Raw genomic sequence first — 13,931 nt, forward strand, 5'->3', positions numbered from 1 at the left:
CTTAAAGGACTTTTATTATAGCAAAACTATGCAAAGCCATACAAAAAAAAGGCACATTATCTGCAAAATAAGAAGATAAGTGCCTATGACTTAAGCAAATAGGATATTAGTTAAATATTATGCGAAGTATTTCGCTAGCTCGTCAGCTCCACCGATATGTTTTCCATCAATAAATATCTGCGGGACCGTGTCAGCATTAGTGATTGCGCGCATTGCTGAAATACTGATTTCATCACCTAATGTTAGCTCTTCATAGGCTAAACCTTGTTTGATAAGCAAGTCTTTCGCTCGAGCACAATGCGGACAACCTGGTTTTGTAAATAAGCTTACTTTCGTTGTTTGAACTGCTTCTGGGTTAATATAAGCAAGCATTGTATCAGCATCAGACACTTCAAAAGGGTCACCTGGTAAATCTGGTTCAATAAACATTTTTTCAATCACACCATCTTTAACTAACATTGAATAGCGCCGGCTACGTTTACCAAAACCAATCTCATTTTTTGCCACTAACAAACCCATTCCATCGGTGAAATCACCATTACCATCAGGAATAAAACTTATATTTTCTGCATCTTGATCGGCAGCCCAAGCATTCATAACAAAAGTGTCATTCACTGAAACACAAATAATTTCATCCACACCATTTTCAGCAAATTTACTTGCTAATTCATTATAACGAGGTAAGTGACTTGAAGAACATGTAGGAGTAAATGCACCGGGTAATGAAAAGACAACGACCGTTTTTCCTGCAAAAATTTCTTGAGTATCGCGCTTAACCCAATCGTCATTAACACGCATTGGGAAGGTTACCGATGGTACTTTCTGCCCTTCTTTATTTTCGAAATTTACATTTTGAGTAGACATAATATTTCCTTAGTTAATTTAACTATATTGAATTTAACTACATTGAGGTGAAGTAAGTAATTAAACTTGATGAAGCCATTATCAAGCAAATGTACACACAATTAAAGTGATTAAAATAGATGATATCAATCTAAAAAAACGATACACCGCAGTATCACTTCAAGATCTCTGTATTAATAAGAAACTAATGTAGTCAAAATATTTGCTTATCACCAATGCAACGTGATAAATTAAATCTCAACTTGTATATACAACTAAAGCATAAAGTCAAAACAAAGACAATATTAATTGATATAGGGTCAATTAATAACAACCCAAAAGAGTGCATAATGAATACTACCTACTCTCTATCACCAGGCAATACAGGGATGCTAATTAGTATGCCTCATAACGGCGAAAATATACCTAAGCACATTGCAAAAACCATGACGAATAACGCCTTAAAGGTTGCTGATACAGATTGGTATATTGATAAACTATATGACTTTGCAAAAACAATGGGCATTTATACGATCTCCCCAAAATATAGTCGGTATGTTATTGACTTAAACAGGGACCCAAGCGGTGAAGCTCTCTATGTCGGTCAAAATAATACAGAGTTATGTCCAACCACTTCGTTTAATTCATTACCGCTTTATCTAAACAACAATACCCCTACGGCAAGAGAAATAACCGATAGAATTGAACAGTATTGGTACCCTTATCATAGTGCGTTAAAAAATACATTAATGGCATTAAAACAAAAATACGGTAAAGTAATTTTACTTGATGCTCATTCTATTTTGTCAAACGTACCGCGTTTTTTTGAAGGTAAATTACCTGATTTCAATTTCGGCACTGCAGATGGATTAAGTTGTGATGAAGCCATGGTTGAAAGTATCAAAAATTTAAATTTCGAGCCATTTAGCTGCGTTTATAATGAGCGGTTCAAAGGCGGCTATATTACACGCGCCTATGGTGATCCTAAAAATGGTATTCATGCTATTCAACTAGAATTATCACAAGATACTTATCTGAATGAAACCAATAGTCACTATGATGAGATCAAAGCAGAACAAGTCAAAAAACACCTAAAAATGGTAGTTAAATGCTTAGTTAACTACAGTAATCAAAACTGAATATAAATGGCATATCAAACGAGTAAACTGCGTCGTTTATAACCAACGCTTACCCGCTAAAAACATGGTGTTTAATTGATTAACTAATGATTAATTAGTGATTAAGAAATGAGTAAAGTAATGAAAGAGCAAGACATGACAAAATACTACTACGCTGAAAATATTTTATTGAACAATGGTTGGGCAACAAACAAAACACTGACTATTCAAAACGGGATTATTACCGAGATAAGCGCGGCAAAAAGAGCAATGCCACGTTATTCGAAGGAACGGTTATTCCGGGTATGATTAATTGTCATTCCCATGCTTTCCAAAGAGCATTTGCAGGGTTTAGCGAACACGGCAGTAACGCTAAAGATAGCTTTTGGACTTGGCGTAAAACAATGTACAAATTTCTTGCTCAAATTACTCATAATGACGTAAAAACAATTGCACAACATCTTTATATAGAAATGCTAAAATCAGGTTATACACGTGTTGCTGAGTTTCATTACTTACATCATGATATCAATGGTAAAACATACCCAGAAAACTGCACTGACAATACAAAAAGAAATAATCCCGAACATAAATTATCAGCCATGGCACAAGCCATTTTTGATGCCGCAAAAAATTCAGGTATAGGACTAACCATATTGCCCGTTTTGTACCAATACGCCGGTTTTGGTCAGCAAACATCAAATGACGGTCAAAAACGTTTTATAAACACTACCGCACAATTTAATCAATTAGTCAGTGACTGTTTTGAATTAACTAAACAATACCCAAATACTAACCTTGGTATAGCCCCTCATTCATTACGTGCTGTTGATAAAGAGTCCATCGTTGAAGTTGTGCATCATGTTCGTTCGTTAGATAATAACGCCCCTATTCATATCCATATTGCTGAACAACAGCAAGAGGTCGATGATTGCATAACACATTACTCCAAGCGCCCTGTGCAATGGTTATTAGATAATTTTGATCTAGATGAACATTGGTGTTTAATTCATGCCACTCACATTAACGCACAGGAACAAAAAGGAATAGTTGCCAGTAACGCAATTGCAGGAATATGCCCTACAACTGAAGCAAATTTAGGTGATGGTATTTTCCCCACTCGTGAATTTTTAGCGTTAAATGGTACTTTTGCTATTGGCTCTGATAGCCATATTTCTGTAAATCCTGTGGAAGAGTTACGTTGGCTAGAATACGCACAACGCTTAATAACACAAAAAAGAGTAATACTATCTTCAGCAGGAATAGCTTCTGTGGGTCAAAATTTATGGCATAAAGCGGCATTAGGTGGAGCACAAAGCACTAATTCAAATACTGGTGTTATATCGGAAGGCAAGCAAGCTGACTTACTAATACTTGACACACAACAAACTTCTTTATTCGCCAACAACAAGCATTTACTTGATAGTGTTATTTTTGCCGACCAAAAAAACATGATAAAGGATGTTATGGTTAATGGCCAATGGGCCGTACAAAATTATACTCACGCTAATGAAGTAAACAGTGCTAACAACTTTGCAAAATTACTAGCACGATTATCTACGTAATGCATAAACCTAAAGCATACTTGAGTAATTACTGATTGTTCGACAAATTTTAGCTTGGTTGTTAGGATGAAAAGTCGTACTGCGTTTATTATCTCTGCAAAACGATTGATAAAATTCATTGATATGTTTTCGAGACGATGTGATCTCTTTTAATGAATCAACCTCTGCAGGTGAAAAATGTTTTAAATCAGGTTTTAAGTCAATTAAAATTTTATCTGGGTTTAAACGCACTGAAGTGTCACTAAAATCAGAAAAACTCTCATCCATTGACGCTCTTATGTCATTATAAAACTTAGTTACCTCAGGTTGAGGGAAAAAATGTAAAAAAACCGCAATTCCTACGATCAAGATCAATATATTTTTCATAACACTCCGTATATTAGTATGCTCTAATTTATGTTATTCTTGAAGGTGACAATAACATAATAATTATTTTTAGACTAATTAACCTCTTCTAAGGATTAACAGTGAGTACTGACGAAAAACCATCATCACCGAGTTCGGCTCAAATACCTGTAAAAAACGTAAACATTCACCCCGCAAAAAACACTAAAACCCGTTATAAGCCAGGAGATGATATTTACGTTCGGAAAATTGGCGGTTTTTTTCAAAAACTAAGGCGAAAAATGAACTTTATGTTCTTTGCCTTATTCGCCATATTACCTTGGTTACAATATAACGGTCATCAGGCCATTCTGTTTGATATAAGTGAACAACGTTTTACTATATGGGGCCTAACTCTTTGGCCGCAAGATTTAACCTTATTAGCCTGGATTTTTATTTTTGGCGCCTTTCTACTCTTTTTTGTGACCACATTTCTAGGCCGAGTATGGTGCGGCTACACATGCCCACAAACCGTATGGACATTTATTTTCATATGGTTTGAAGAGAAAATAGAGGGTAGCGCTAACCGGCCGAAAAAAACTTGATCAACAAAAAATGACGTTGACTAAACTTAAGAAAAAAGTCCTGAAACACATTTGTTGGCTTCTCTTTTCTTTGTTTACAGCGATGACTTTTGCCGGTTATTTCTCCCCCATGAACGAATTGTTCATTAACGTTATCACGTTAAACACAACAATAACTATGGCTATTATTTTAGCTTTTTTTACTTTTGCCACCTATGGAAATGCCGGTTGGATGCGTGAAATGGTTTGTTTGCACATGTGTCCTTATGCTCGTTTTCAATCAGCCATGTTCGACAAAGATACCTTAACCGTTTCCTACGATAAAAATAGAGGGGAAAATCGCGGTCCACGAGGAAGAAAACAAGATCCAAAAGCATTAGGACTAGGAGATTGTATTGATTGTAATTTATGTGTAGAAGTATGTCCTACAGGGATAGATATCCGTGATGGCCTTCAGTATGAGTGTATCAACTGTGGTGCCTGTGTAGATGCCTGTTCAGATGTAATGACGCGTATGCAATACGACCAAGGCTTAATTCGTTACACTACAGAGCATGAACTTCAAGGCAAAAAAGTACACTTGATTCGTTCTAAATTGATTGGTTATGCCGTAGTGTTACTTATCATGACGACAATGTTAGTATTAGAAATAGCTAATCGCGTGCCCTTGTCGTTAGAGATTATTCGAGACCGAACAGAGCTTGCTAAAGAGAACTTTAATGGTGACATAGAAAATGTTTATACCTTAAAAATTCTAAATATGTCACAAACAGACAATACTTATAAGCTTAGTGTCAAAGGTATTGAAAATACAAAATGGCATGGTAAACAAGAAATCATGGTAAAAGCTGCAGCCGTATATACTTTACCTATCAGTATTTCTGTTGATCCGTATGACTTAAAAGGTTATATGACAGATATCGCCTTTACTGTTGAGCAAATATCACCTGAAAGTGATGTGAAGATCGAACATGAAAGTCGCTTTTTTAATAAACGCTAATCGCCTTTTTAAAAAGACAACAACCACTAAATAAATGAGCATTAATGGCACAATTTGATTTTAAATCGCTTTCTCCTGATACCATCATTGATGGATTAGAAAGTGTGGGCTTTAACGTAGACAGTGGTTTATTAGCGCTGAACAGTTATGAAAATCGTGTGTATCAATTTCATGACGAAAACTTAACGAAATATGTCACTAAGTTTTATCGACCTCAGCGGCAATTGGCTCAAATTCAAGAAGAACATGATTTTTCTTTTGAACTTGATGAACAAGAATTACCTATTGTTGCCCCATTAAAACGCAATGGCATAAGCTTATTTGAACATCAAGGGTACCATTTTGCCGTATTCCCCTGTCGTGGGGGGCGTATATTTGAAGTTGATAATTTAGACCAACTTGAGTGGATGGGACGTTTTGTTGGCCGTATTCATGCGGTCGCCTCACAAAAATCTTTTGTACACAGACCTAGCTTTACCGTTGAGGAAATGCTTTACCAAGCAAGCAAAATCATTGAACAAAGCAATTTTGTCCCTAAAAGTTTAGTTAAACCATTCTTCACTATTTTAGAACAAGTCATTGACGTTGCCGCAAAACAATACAAAGTAAAGCATGAAATACGCTTACATGGTGATTGCCATGCAGGCAATATTCTTTGGCGAGATGAAGGCCCTCATTTTGTCGATTTAGACGATTGTCGTACTGGCTTGACTATCCAGGACTTATGGATGATGCTTTCTGGTGACAGACAACAACAATTGTTACAAATTGACACCCTATTAATGGGTTATGAAGAGTTCTTTTCATTTGAACATTCGCAACTTAGTTTGATAGAATCACTAAGAACTATGCGTGTAGTGAATTATATGGCATGGTTATGTAAACGGCAAGATCCTGCTTTTCCGCGAAACTTTCCTTGGTTTAATACGGAAAAATATTGGGAACAGCAAATTCTTATGCTTAAAGAACAAATGTCTGCATTGCAGCAACCACCATTAAGTTTATTACCCTGTTAGTTAACGCATGGTAAAAACGAATACCAATTGGCCTGTACTTTCTGTTGATGGTACCAAGGTTCGACATAAAAAATTAGGATAATAAAATGAAAAAAATACATCGTTTATTTATGGTGTTATTAATGCCACTTTTAGCCTTTTCAATCACTGCATGTGCTGAAAAATACACGGAAGGAGATCAATATACTCAAGTAAGTGAAATAGCATCAAAAAGTGCTGAAGTACGCGAATATTTTTCTTTTTACTGCCCTCACTGTTTGCGATTTGAACCCTTTATGGAAACGATCAAAAAAGATTTACCTGATGGTGTTAAATTTGAGCGGAACCATGTTGATTTCCTACGTGCTGCCTCACCAGAAGTCCAAGGTATGCTGAGTAAAGCCGTTGTTGTCGCTCAACAGCTAGATATGGAGACAAAACTTGTTGGTGCAATATTTAACTACCTTCAAATACAACGTGCGGTAATTACCTCTGAAAAAGATATTCGAAATATCTTTGTGCTAAACGGCGCTGACGGTGATAAATTTGATAAATTGATGAAAAGCTTCAGCGTTAACGCTAAAGCTAAATCCATGAAAAAACACCAAGATACTATGTCTAAAAGTGGTGCGTTAAAAGCGGTTCCTACTATTATTGTGAATAATAAGTACCGAATTAATACACAAGCCTTAGATAAAGCTAACTTTGAACAAGATTATAAAGACTTAATAGATTACCTAGTAACACTTAAATAAAGGTAAAGTTAGTCACAGGCAAAAAGCATAATGGGTGAAACATGCATAACACGGCATTTTCAACCATTATGTTTATTAATATCTACAAGCATCACCTACTGAACTTACTTATCAAACAAGCTGCTCAGCAAATTCTCTTTTGCCTTAGTAAACTCTTCTTGCGTTAAAAACCCCTGCTGTTTCAAATCAACAAGTTTTTCAAGTGCATTTACCAATTCCGTGTCGATTGAGCTCTGTTGTTTAGTAGAAACAATCGCCTCATTACTTGCTTCAGCAACTGTTGCTTTTGGTGGGGTTACTGCTGACGTTATATTAGGTCCTTGATTTGATTTTAATGTTACACCCGCAGCGTTACGATTCATCTCAGCTTGTTCATGTAATGACGTTGTTTCGCCCACTGGTTTAGTGGCTTCTAACGATTGCTTAGAATAGATAACGGGCTTTTCTTTTCGCTTTGCTGTCTCATTTGGATTAATCTTTGATGCAATTAACCAACACCAATCAATTGCATCTTCGATAACGACAGAATAAGTTTTTTTAGTAACGCGAGCACTACCTTTACGCATATATAGACAAATATCATAGGTTTTATTTCGTACATCAGTAAACGACAGCGAAATTTGGCGAATTTTCCCATCAACCATTTTATCTACTTTTTCTTTAATAAAAATACTCCGTAAATCTTGATCTTTATCGTTATCAAAACCATGCCCTGCGTTCTGATTAATAACACAAACAGATACCTCATTGAGCATCACCTCACAGGTTGCAATATCAACAATATCAATAATGATATCTGGGCTATTTTTATGTCGATGATATAAACCTATTTGATGTTGTGATTCACTTAGCTCTAATTGCGCAAATTGAGTTCGAACAATAGCCTTTGCAGACGTTTTATTCCTTTTTATAAAATATATAAAAAAACCGAGGGCAATCAAAACCAAAAATAATACATAAACGCCACTTGTTGGCTTTTCTGCCGGAGCAACACTCGCCTTTATTGCTTTTTTCATTGTGACACTTGCTTGCGGCAGTTGAAAAATTTTACCGACTGTTTTGTCTAAAACTAACACTTCACCATTAAAATCCTGACTAAAGGACACATTGCTCTCATTAGCTAATTGCTGAGGCCCAAATTGCCATTCTGGATCTGGCTTATTTTCAATGGAAGTAACAGAACTAACGGAAGGTTTTATATGCAAAGACTCAACAAGCCACGCTTGATTTACTTTGGTTAAGATAAGTAATTTATTCCGTAAGTGTGGTAAATAACGCCCGCGATACAATAAAGTATCTTCGATAGGTACATCCGCCTGATAAACAACATTCTTAGGTGGTGATTTACGCCAGTCGCTTTTCATATTTACCCATGATAACAGCGATTTATTCAGGTATTGATGCGATAATAAAAGGTTATTGCTGCTTTTGCTAGGCCAAACAAACTGCTTTATTTTTTGTGCACCAAGTAGGTATATCTCATCTCTAATATCAATATCTTTTAAATAAGGGTTGCTGTTAGGCACAGTAAAACTTCGTAAGCCAAACTTAGTGGGATTAATACGTAAAATAACCCCTGAATAAAGCGGCTCTTGCCGATCTACCTCTCCGTTCAAAGCAACATAAAGTAAACCAAACCCCTCATTCCATGATTTTGTATAAGGGTTAAATGACATTTGTTCAATTGTCATATTATTACTAGGAACAGCTATACGTATTACTTCACGTTTGGTTTTTACATTAACTTTTTGATAATTAATTGAGTTAAATTGCCACTCTGTAATCACTGCATCAAACTTGAGCATCAAGGCATCATTGTTCTCTTGTATGCGTTTAGTTTTACTTTGCTTATCTAACGCCTCAAGGTGGGCGGTATAAAAAGTACCATACCCAGGTTGATCTCGTAGTGAAAAATTAGGGTGCAATGTAATAGCCGTTAATTTGAGAGGCGATTGCGCTACTGGCCGGTTAACATTTATGTCTAAAACTAGCGAAAAATTTTTCATCTCATCAACCAGAAACATTTGTCCTGTTTTATTAATGATAAAATGTTGTTGATTATTGCTAGGGTTAAGCACTAACTGCTGCCAGTTGCTGTAACCTGGCTTGCGGTTGATTGATTGCTGCTAATTCATCAAATTGATCATGACTTTCTTCTGCTACAGTAACGAAAGAAAATAAACTAATAAAACCCAAAAACACAATAATTCGCATCATAAGGGTCGTTAAGTTGAAGGCATTCCTTTGACTATTCATATTTCGGCTATTACTCATAGTATTCACTTTATTTTTAATAACTTAACATATTTTATGAACAAATATTTACGGGTATATTTTATTTACTCGATCACTCGCGCTTTACAGCCAAGAAACACCAGAAAAAGTATACTTATCCTTTTAAGTCAATCGATGAACTATTTTTGCTTCAATAAACTGTGTTTTATCAGCGGTCGCTAAATAACTCAATTTACCTTCAATCATCACATTATCACCTATTTGCGCTTTTTCGACCAAATACAATGCCTGCTTTCCCCATACATGCAATTCACGATCTACACTATGATTTTGCCAACATTGTTTATCAATCGAATAATCTTGGTGATTTATCGTTATATTCATTTGCGCTAAGGTTTTATTGTTGGGTGTCGTCACTACCTGCGCTAATGACGTCAATTGACCACTACACATAATTTGATTAACGGTTTGAGTATAACCTTTATTAAACTTTTTAATAAAGGTTGCATGAACAATTGATAAGTGACTTTTTTCTTTGATGTTACTTAAATAGCCCTGCACTAAAATGATATCACCTTTTTCAGCGGTTAAAAGCGCCTGTTCAACTAAAGGACCTTCAACTTTCACATGATGATAACTTGTCCATTCTTTATAAGTATTCGTTTTTTTATCTAACCACTTTGAACTCGTTGCAATAGTAAGCTCCGTTATAGCAGAAACAGGATTAGCTCGATAACGAATATCCGGTTTAGCAACTAAATTTCCTAATAAAGTAACTGCACATAAATGGTGATTCTGTACAGGTGAGTTTATTTTATACATTGTAAAATAGCCCTCGTGGCCGTTCTATGCAAAACTATTGACGATAGAGTGTCTTTGCATCTTATGCGTTTTACAACAACATATATAAATTAATTGAAGGTGTCGATAAGTTATCAAAATAATAACAAATTCATTCATTAAGTAAACTATAGCCGGTACCAAAGCTAACTCGCCGGTAAGTACAAATACAAACTATAAAGTCTGCTAAGCTATGTTATCAATGCTTGAGTCACTTTGTTTTTTTTCATGGTGTTATAAGCGTCAAAACTATATAGCAGTAATGCCAACCAAATAAAAATAAAGGTCATAAACTCAGCAAGTTGCATCGTTTCTTGATAATACAAGGTTGCCAGTAAAAACATTATGCTTGGCCCTATGTATTGAAAAAAACCTAAACTTGATAACGTTAAACGTTTGGCCGCAGCAGTAAAACACAATAAGGGTGCGGTAGTAACGACACCCGCCATCACTAATGTAATATTAAGCGTTTGATTATTTAAAGTTAAATTAGCCGAAGGACTGTCAAGAAAATATAGCCAATAAACAATGGCTACTGGCAACATAATTAAAGACTCAATAAGTAAACCAACAAAAGAATCAACGTGCATTTTTTTCTTAACACACCATAAATAGCAAAAGAACTGGCTAACCCTAAAGAAACAATGGGTAAAGAGCCCACAGTAAAAAGTTGTAAACAAACACCTAAAGCGGCTAATAGCACAGCAATTTTTTGATTTCTTCGTAAACGTTCACTAAAAAACAACATACCAAGCGCAACATTAAATAAAGGATTAATAAAATAGCCTAAACTTGCGTCGAGCAAATGATTATTATTGATAGCCCAAATAAAAATTAACCAATTTACAGCCAATACGGCTGCCGATAAGGTGAGTTTAATAAGAACCTTAGGCTGTTGACACAATTGAACAAAGACATGCCATTTTTTAGACACCAAAACTAATAACAACAAAAATATGCTCGACCAAATAATTCGATGCATTAAAATTTCGCCAGACCCAATATCAATTAATAATTTAAAATAGAGTGGCGCAATACCCCACATAACATAAGCGCCTAGCGCATTAAAAATACCACTGTGTGCAGAGAGTTGTTGTTTCAGGAATGACATAAAATTATTTTTGGATGATGAGAGCGGTTCAAGGCTCTATAGTAACACAACATAATGCCATTAAAGATGCGTACTAAATCAATTAGTAATAAATAACTTTCGAGTTATTAAGAAAATATAAAGTTAACCTACCATGTAGGTTCCTGTACCAAAAGCAATGTGTTCACCTAGTTCGTTATGCATTTCCATACGTGCTACCGCTACTTTACTACCGCTGCGAATAATATGCGCTGTTACAATGAACTCCTCACCTCGGCCAGGACGTAAAAAGTCTGTGCGTAAATCTATCGTGCCAATTTTTCGTAAGCTTTGTTCAATGGTGGCAGATGAAATCTCGGGAAGTTGCTCAATAATATTAGCAGCAGCTACAGCACCTCCGAGCTAAATCAAGTGCAGACGCAGTTACCCCGCCATGAAGAATTTTTTGTGTAGGATTACCGATGAGTTTATCATTCCAAAAAAAACGCACCTCTGATGTTTGTGCGCTAAACCGTGTAATTTTAAGGCCGAGTAACTGATTAAACGGCATATTACTATTCCAAAAATTTGCGAGTTGTTGATAAATTTCTTCACGATTCATTTAAATGTACCCTGGTCGGACTAGTGTAAAAATAGAGTAGCATCATTTATATAAAATTGGAAAATAATGATGTCACGGTTACATCTCTCAGGTAAAATAAAGGCTACCAAAGCCGATGAAAGAATATCTGTTGAATATTGATACACAATCTCCTTCGATAACCGCTGCCCAACAAGCATTATTGCATAGCACTTTAAAGCATTACTTTGGTTACGATAGTTTTCGATCAGGCCAAATGGAAATCATCAATAACCTTTTGCAAGGCCGAGACTCTTTAGTACTCATGCCTACGGGTGGTGGTAAATCTCTCTGTTATCAATTACCTGCAATTTTATTGCCCGGCATCACCATTGTAGTTTCACCGTTAATCGCTTTAATGAAAGATCAGGTAGATAACCTAACACATCAAGGTATCCCTGCGGCTTTTATTAATTCATCATTAGATCAGCAAGCTATTAATGATATTTTTTCAAAATTATCACAGGGAGCAATTAAATTACTTTATGTTGCGCCTGAACGTTTAACAAATCGATATTTTCTACAAGGATTAAATGATTTACCTTTGAGTTTATTTGCCATAGATGAAGCACACTGTATATCTCAGTGGGGACATGACTTCCGCCCGGCATACACACAGCTACATACGTTGAAAAACTATTTTCCAAATGTACCGGTTATGGCATTAACAGCCACTGCAGACGTGACAACACGTAAAGATATTCTCACGCAATTAGCGTTGAATAATCCTTATATTCACCTAGACAGTTTCGACAGACCAAATATCCGTTTTACCCTCGCCCCTAAATATGACGGAGAAAAACAAGTACTGGGTTATGTGCGAAAACAGGGTGATGATTCAGGTATTATTTATTGTAATAGTCGATGGCAAGTAGAAAAATTGACAAAATATCTAGCAGCATGTGGCATTAATTGCGCTGCATACCATGCAGGCTTAGAAAGTGATATCCGCGCGCTTGTGCAAGAAGGTTTCACCAAAGATAACATTCAAATTGTCATTGCCACGGTTGCGTTTGGGTTAGGAATAAACAAACCCAATGTACGTTACGTTATTCATTTTGAGCCACCGCGTACTTTAGAATCTTATTACCAAGAAGTAGGTCGAGCAGGTCGTGATGGTTTAGCTGCAGAAGCGTTATTTTTAGTTGCCGATAAGGATATTAGTCGCATTAAAAAACGCATTAGCGAAGGAGATAACCCACAACGAGTAAATGTTGAAATGCATCGTTTCGCCGCCATGAGTGCTTTTATTGATGCACAAACTTGTCGTAGGCAAGTCGTATTGAATTATTTTGCTGAATATACGCAACAAGGCTGTGGTAATTGTGATATTTGCTTAGATCCACCTAGCCAGTTTGACGCAACAGAAGCCGCTCAAAAAGTATTATCTTGTGTATTTCGTATCAAACAACAAGGGGATATCAACCATGTCGTTGATGTTTTACGTGGAGAATCTACCGCCAAAGTAATAAATCAAGAACACAATACCGTATCGACTTTTGGTATTGGTAGTACAAAATCACCTGGCTATTGGTTTGCTATTATTGGGCAACTCATCCATCTAGGTTACTTACAACAAGATATTGAACAACAATCGACCCTTGTTTTAACTGAAGCATCCAGAACGGTACTTAAAGCCACTGAGCCTCTCATGTTAGCAAGTCCGCGTCTTCAAAAAGCAAGTTATTGGCAAAATAATAAGCAAGATAAATCCTATGATCGTGCCTTATTTATGAAATTACGTGAACTGAGAAAGCGTATTGCAGACAGTGAAGATATTGCTCCATTTATTGTTTTTAACGATGCTACATTATCAGAATTAGCCCAAATACAGCCCATTAACTCAATGCAAATGTTGGCTGTCAGCGGTATAGGCGATGTAAAACTAGCTCGTTACGGTAAAGCCTTTATGGATGTCATTAAAGAACACAGTCAATAATATATATGGCACCATACGCCAAGA

The 13,931-nt window shown here is 36.0% G+C and carries 12 protein-coding genes and 2 pseudogenes; 6 read left to right on the top strand and 8 right to left on the bottom strand.

The features are described 5' to 3' along the window. Window positions 1-117 precede the first annotated feature (117 nt). Entirely contained in the window at window positions 118-864 is a 747-nt protein-coding gene (locus L3081_RS00260; protein ID WP_242282692.1) for a glutathione peroxidase, read from the bottom strand. 329 nt (window positions 865-1,193) lie between these two features. Here L3081_RS00260 and hutG point away from each other — a divergent pair, with 329 nt between their 5' ends. Next, window positions 1,194-1,982, top strand: a complete 789-nt coding sequence (gene hutG / locus L3081_RS00265; protein ID WP_242282693.1) for an N-formylglutamate deformylase — start codon at window positions 1,194-1,196, stop codon at window positions 1,980-1,982. Between the two features lie 179 nt (window positions 1,983-2,161). After that, complete coding sequence (locus L3081_RS00270; RefSeq protein ID WP_242282694.1) at window positions 2,162-3,526, top strand: formimidoylglutamate deiminase; 1,365 nt, start codon at window positions 2,162-2,164, stop codon at window positions 3,524-3,526. 9 nt (window positions 3,527-3,535) lie between these two features. Here the strand turns inward: L3081_RS00270 and L3081_RS00275 are convergent, their stop codons facing one another. Further along, entirely contained in the window at window positions 3,536-3,892 is a 357-nt protein-coding gene (locus L3081_RS00275; protein ID WP_242282695.1) for a hypothetical protein, read from the bottom strand. A gap of 101 nt (window positions 3,893-3,993) precedes the next feature. Here L3081_RS00275 and ccoG point away from each other — a divergent pair. From ccoG to L3081_RS00290, 3 genes and pseudogenes are all read left to right on the top strand, one after another. Next, window positions 3,994-5,434: pseudogene (gene ccoG, locus L3081_RS00280) on the top strand (cytochrome c oxidase accessory protein CcoG). A 44-nt stretch (window positions 5,435-5,478) separates the two neighbouring features. Further along, window positions 5,479-6,450 (top strand): serine/threonine protein kinase, encoded by a 972-nt coding sequence (locus tag L3081_RS00285; protein ID WP_242282696.1) that lies wholly within the window; start codon window positions 5,479-5,481, stop codon window positions 6,448-6,450. Between the two features lie 86 nt (window positions 6,451-6,536). Continuing rightward, complete coding sequence (locus L3081_RS00290) at window positions 6,537-7,184, top strand: thiol:disulfide interchange protein DsbA/DsbL (protein ID WP_242282697.1); 648 nt, start codon at window positions 6,537-6,539, stop codon at window positions 7,182-7,184. 104 nt (window positions 7,185-7,288) lie between these two features. On the opposite strand, the gene L3081_RS00295 is transcribed toward L3081_RS00290, so the two are convergent. The 6 genes and pseudogenes from L3081_RS00295 to L3081_RS28825 form a co-directional block, all read right to left on the bottom strand. Continuing rightward, entirely contained in the window at window positions 7,289-9,262 is a 1,974-nt protein-coding gene (locus tag L3081_RS00295; RefSeq protein WP_242282698.1) for an SHOCT domain-containing protein, read from the bottom strand. After that, window positions 9,255-9,458, bottom strand: coding sequence for a hypothetical protein (locus L3081_RS00300; RefSeq protein WP_242282699.1), 204 nt, complete (start codon window positions 9,456-9,458; stop codon window positions 9,255-9,257). The genes L3081_RS00295 and L3081_RS00300 overlap by 8 nt, the downstream gene beginning before the upstream one ends. 123 nt (window positions 9,459-9,581) lie before the next feature. Continuing rightward, window positions 9,582-10,241 (bottom strand): single-stranded DNA-binding protein, encoded by a 660-nt coding sequence (locus tag L3081_RS00305; RefSeq protein ID WP_242282700.1) that lies wholly within the window; start codon window positions 10,239-10,241, stop codon window positions 9,582-9,584. A 209-nt stretch (window positions 10,242-10,450) separates the two neighbouring features. Next, window positions 10,451-10,849 (bottom strand): EamA family transporter, encoded by a 399-nt coding sequence (locus tag L3081_RS27765; protein WP_338027291.1) that lies wholly within the window; start codon window positions 10,847-10,849, stop codon window positions 10,451-10,453. Next, window positions 10,807-11,370: an EamA family transporter RarD gene (rarD, locus tag L3081_RS27770; RefSeq protein WP_338027040.1), complete on the bottom strand. Its 564-nt coding sequence runs from the start codon at window positions 11,368-11,370 to the stop codon at window positions 10,807-10,809. The genes L3081_RS27765 and rarD overlap by 43 nt, the downstream gene beginning before the upstream one ends. Before the next feature lie 123 nt (window positions 11,371-11,493). Further along, window positions 11,494-11,950, bottom strand: a pseudogene (locus L3081_RS28825) (thioesterase family protein). Window positions 11,951-12,065: 115 nt separating this feature from the next. Here L3081_RS28825 and recQ point away from each other — a divergent pair. Then, entirely contained in the window at window positions 12,066-13,907 is a 1,842-nt protein-coding gene (gene recQ, locus L3081_RS00320; protein ID WP_420839684.1) for a DNA helicase RecQ, read from the top strand. Window positions 13,908-13,931 lie beyond the last annotated feature (24 nt).

It is taken from the genome of Colwellia maritima (genome assembly GCF_022669015.1).
GTDB classification, from domain to species: domain Bacteria; phylum Pseudomonadota; class Gammaproteobacteria; order Enterobacterales; family Alteromonadaceae; genus Colwellia; species Colwellia maritima.

Excerpts from the sequence above, each read along its gene's own strand:
- L3081_RS00275 (WP_242282695.1), bottom strand. The coding sequence starts at position 3,892 with ATGAAAAATATATTGATCTTGATCGTAGGAATTGCGGTTTTTTTACAT.
- L3081_RS00285 (WP_242282696.1), top strand. The coding sequence starts at position 5,479 with ATGGCACAATTTGATTTTAAATCGCTTTCTCCTGATACCATCATTGAT.
- L3081_RS00290 (WP_242282697.1), top strand. The coding sequence starts at position 6,537 with ATGAAAAAAATACATCGTTTATTTATGGTGTTATTAATGCCACTTTTA.
- rarD (WP_338027040.1), bottom strand. The coding sequence starts at position 11,370 with ATGTCATTCCTGAAACAACAACTCTCTGCACACAGTGGTATTTTTAAT.
- L3081_RS00300 (WP_242282699.1), bottom strand. The coding sequence starts at position 9,458 with ATGAGTAATAGCCGAAATATGAATAGTCAAAGGAATGCCTTCAACTTA.
- hutG (WP_242282693.1), top strand. The coding sequence starts at position 1,194 with ATGAATACTACCTACTCTCTATCACCAGGCAATACAGGGATGCTAATT.
- L3081_RS00260 (WP_242282692.1), bottom strand. The coding sequence starts at position 864 with ATGTCTACTCAAAATGTAAATTTCGAAAATAAAGAAGGGCAGAAAGTA.
- L3081_RS00305 (WP_242282700.1), bottom strand. The coding sequence starts at position 10,241 with ATGTATAAAATAAACTCACCTGTACAGAATCACCATTTATGTGCAGTT.
- recQ (WP_420839684.1), top strand. The coding sequence starts at position 12,066 with ATGAAAGAATATCTGTTGAATATTGATACACAATCTCCTTCGATAACC.
- L3081_RS27765 (WP_338027291.1), bottom strand. The coding sequence starts at position 10,849 with ATGCACGTTGATTCTTTTGTTGGTTTACTTATTGAGTCTTTAATTATG.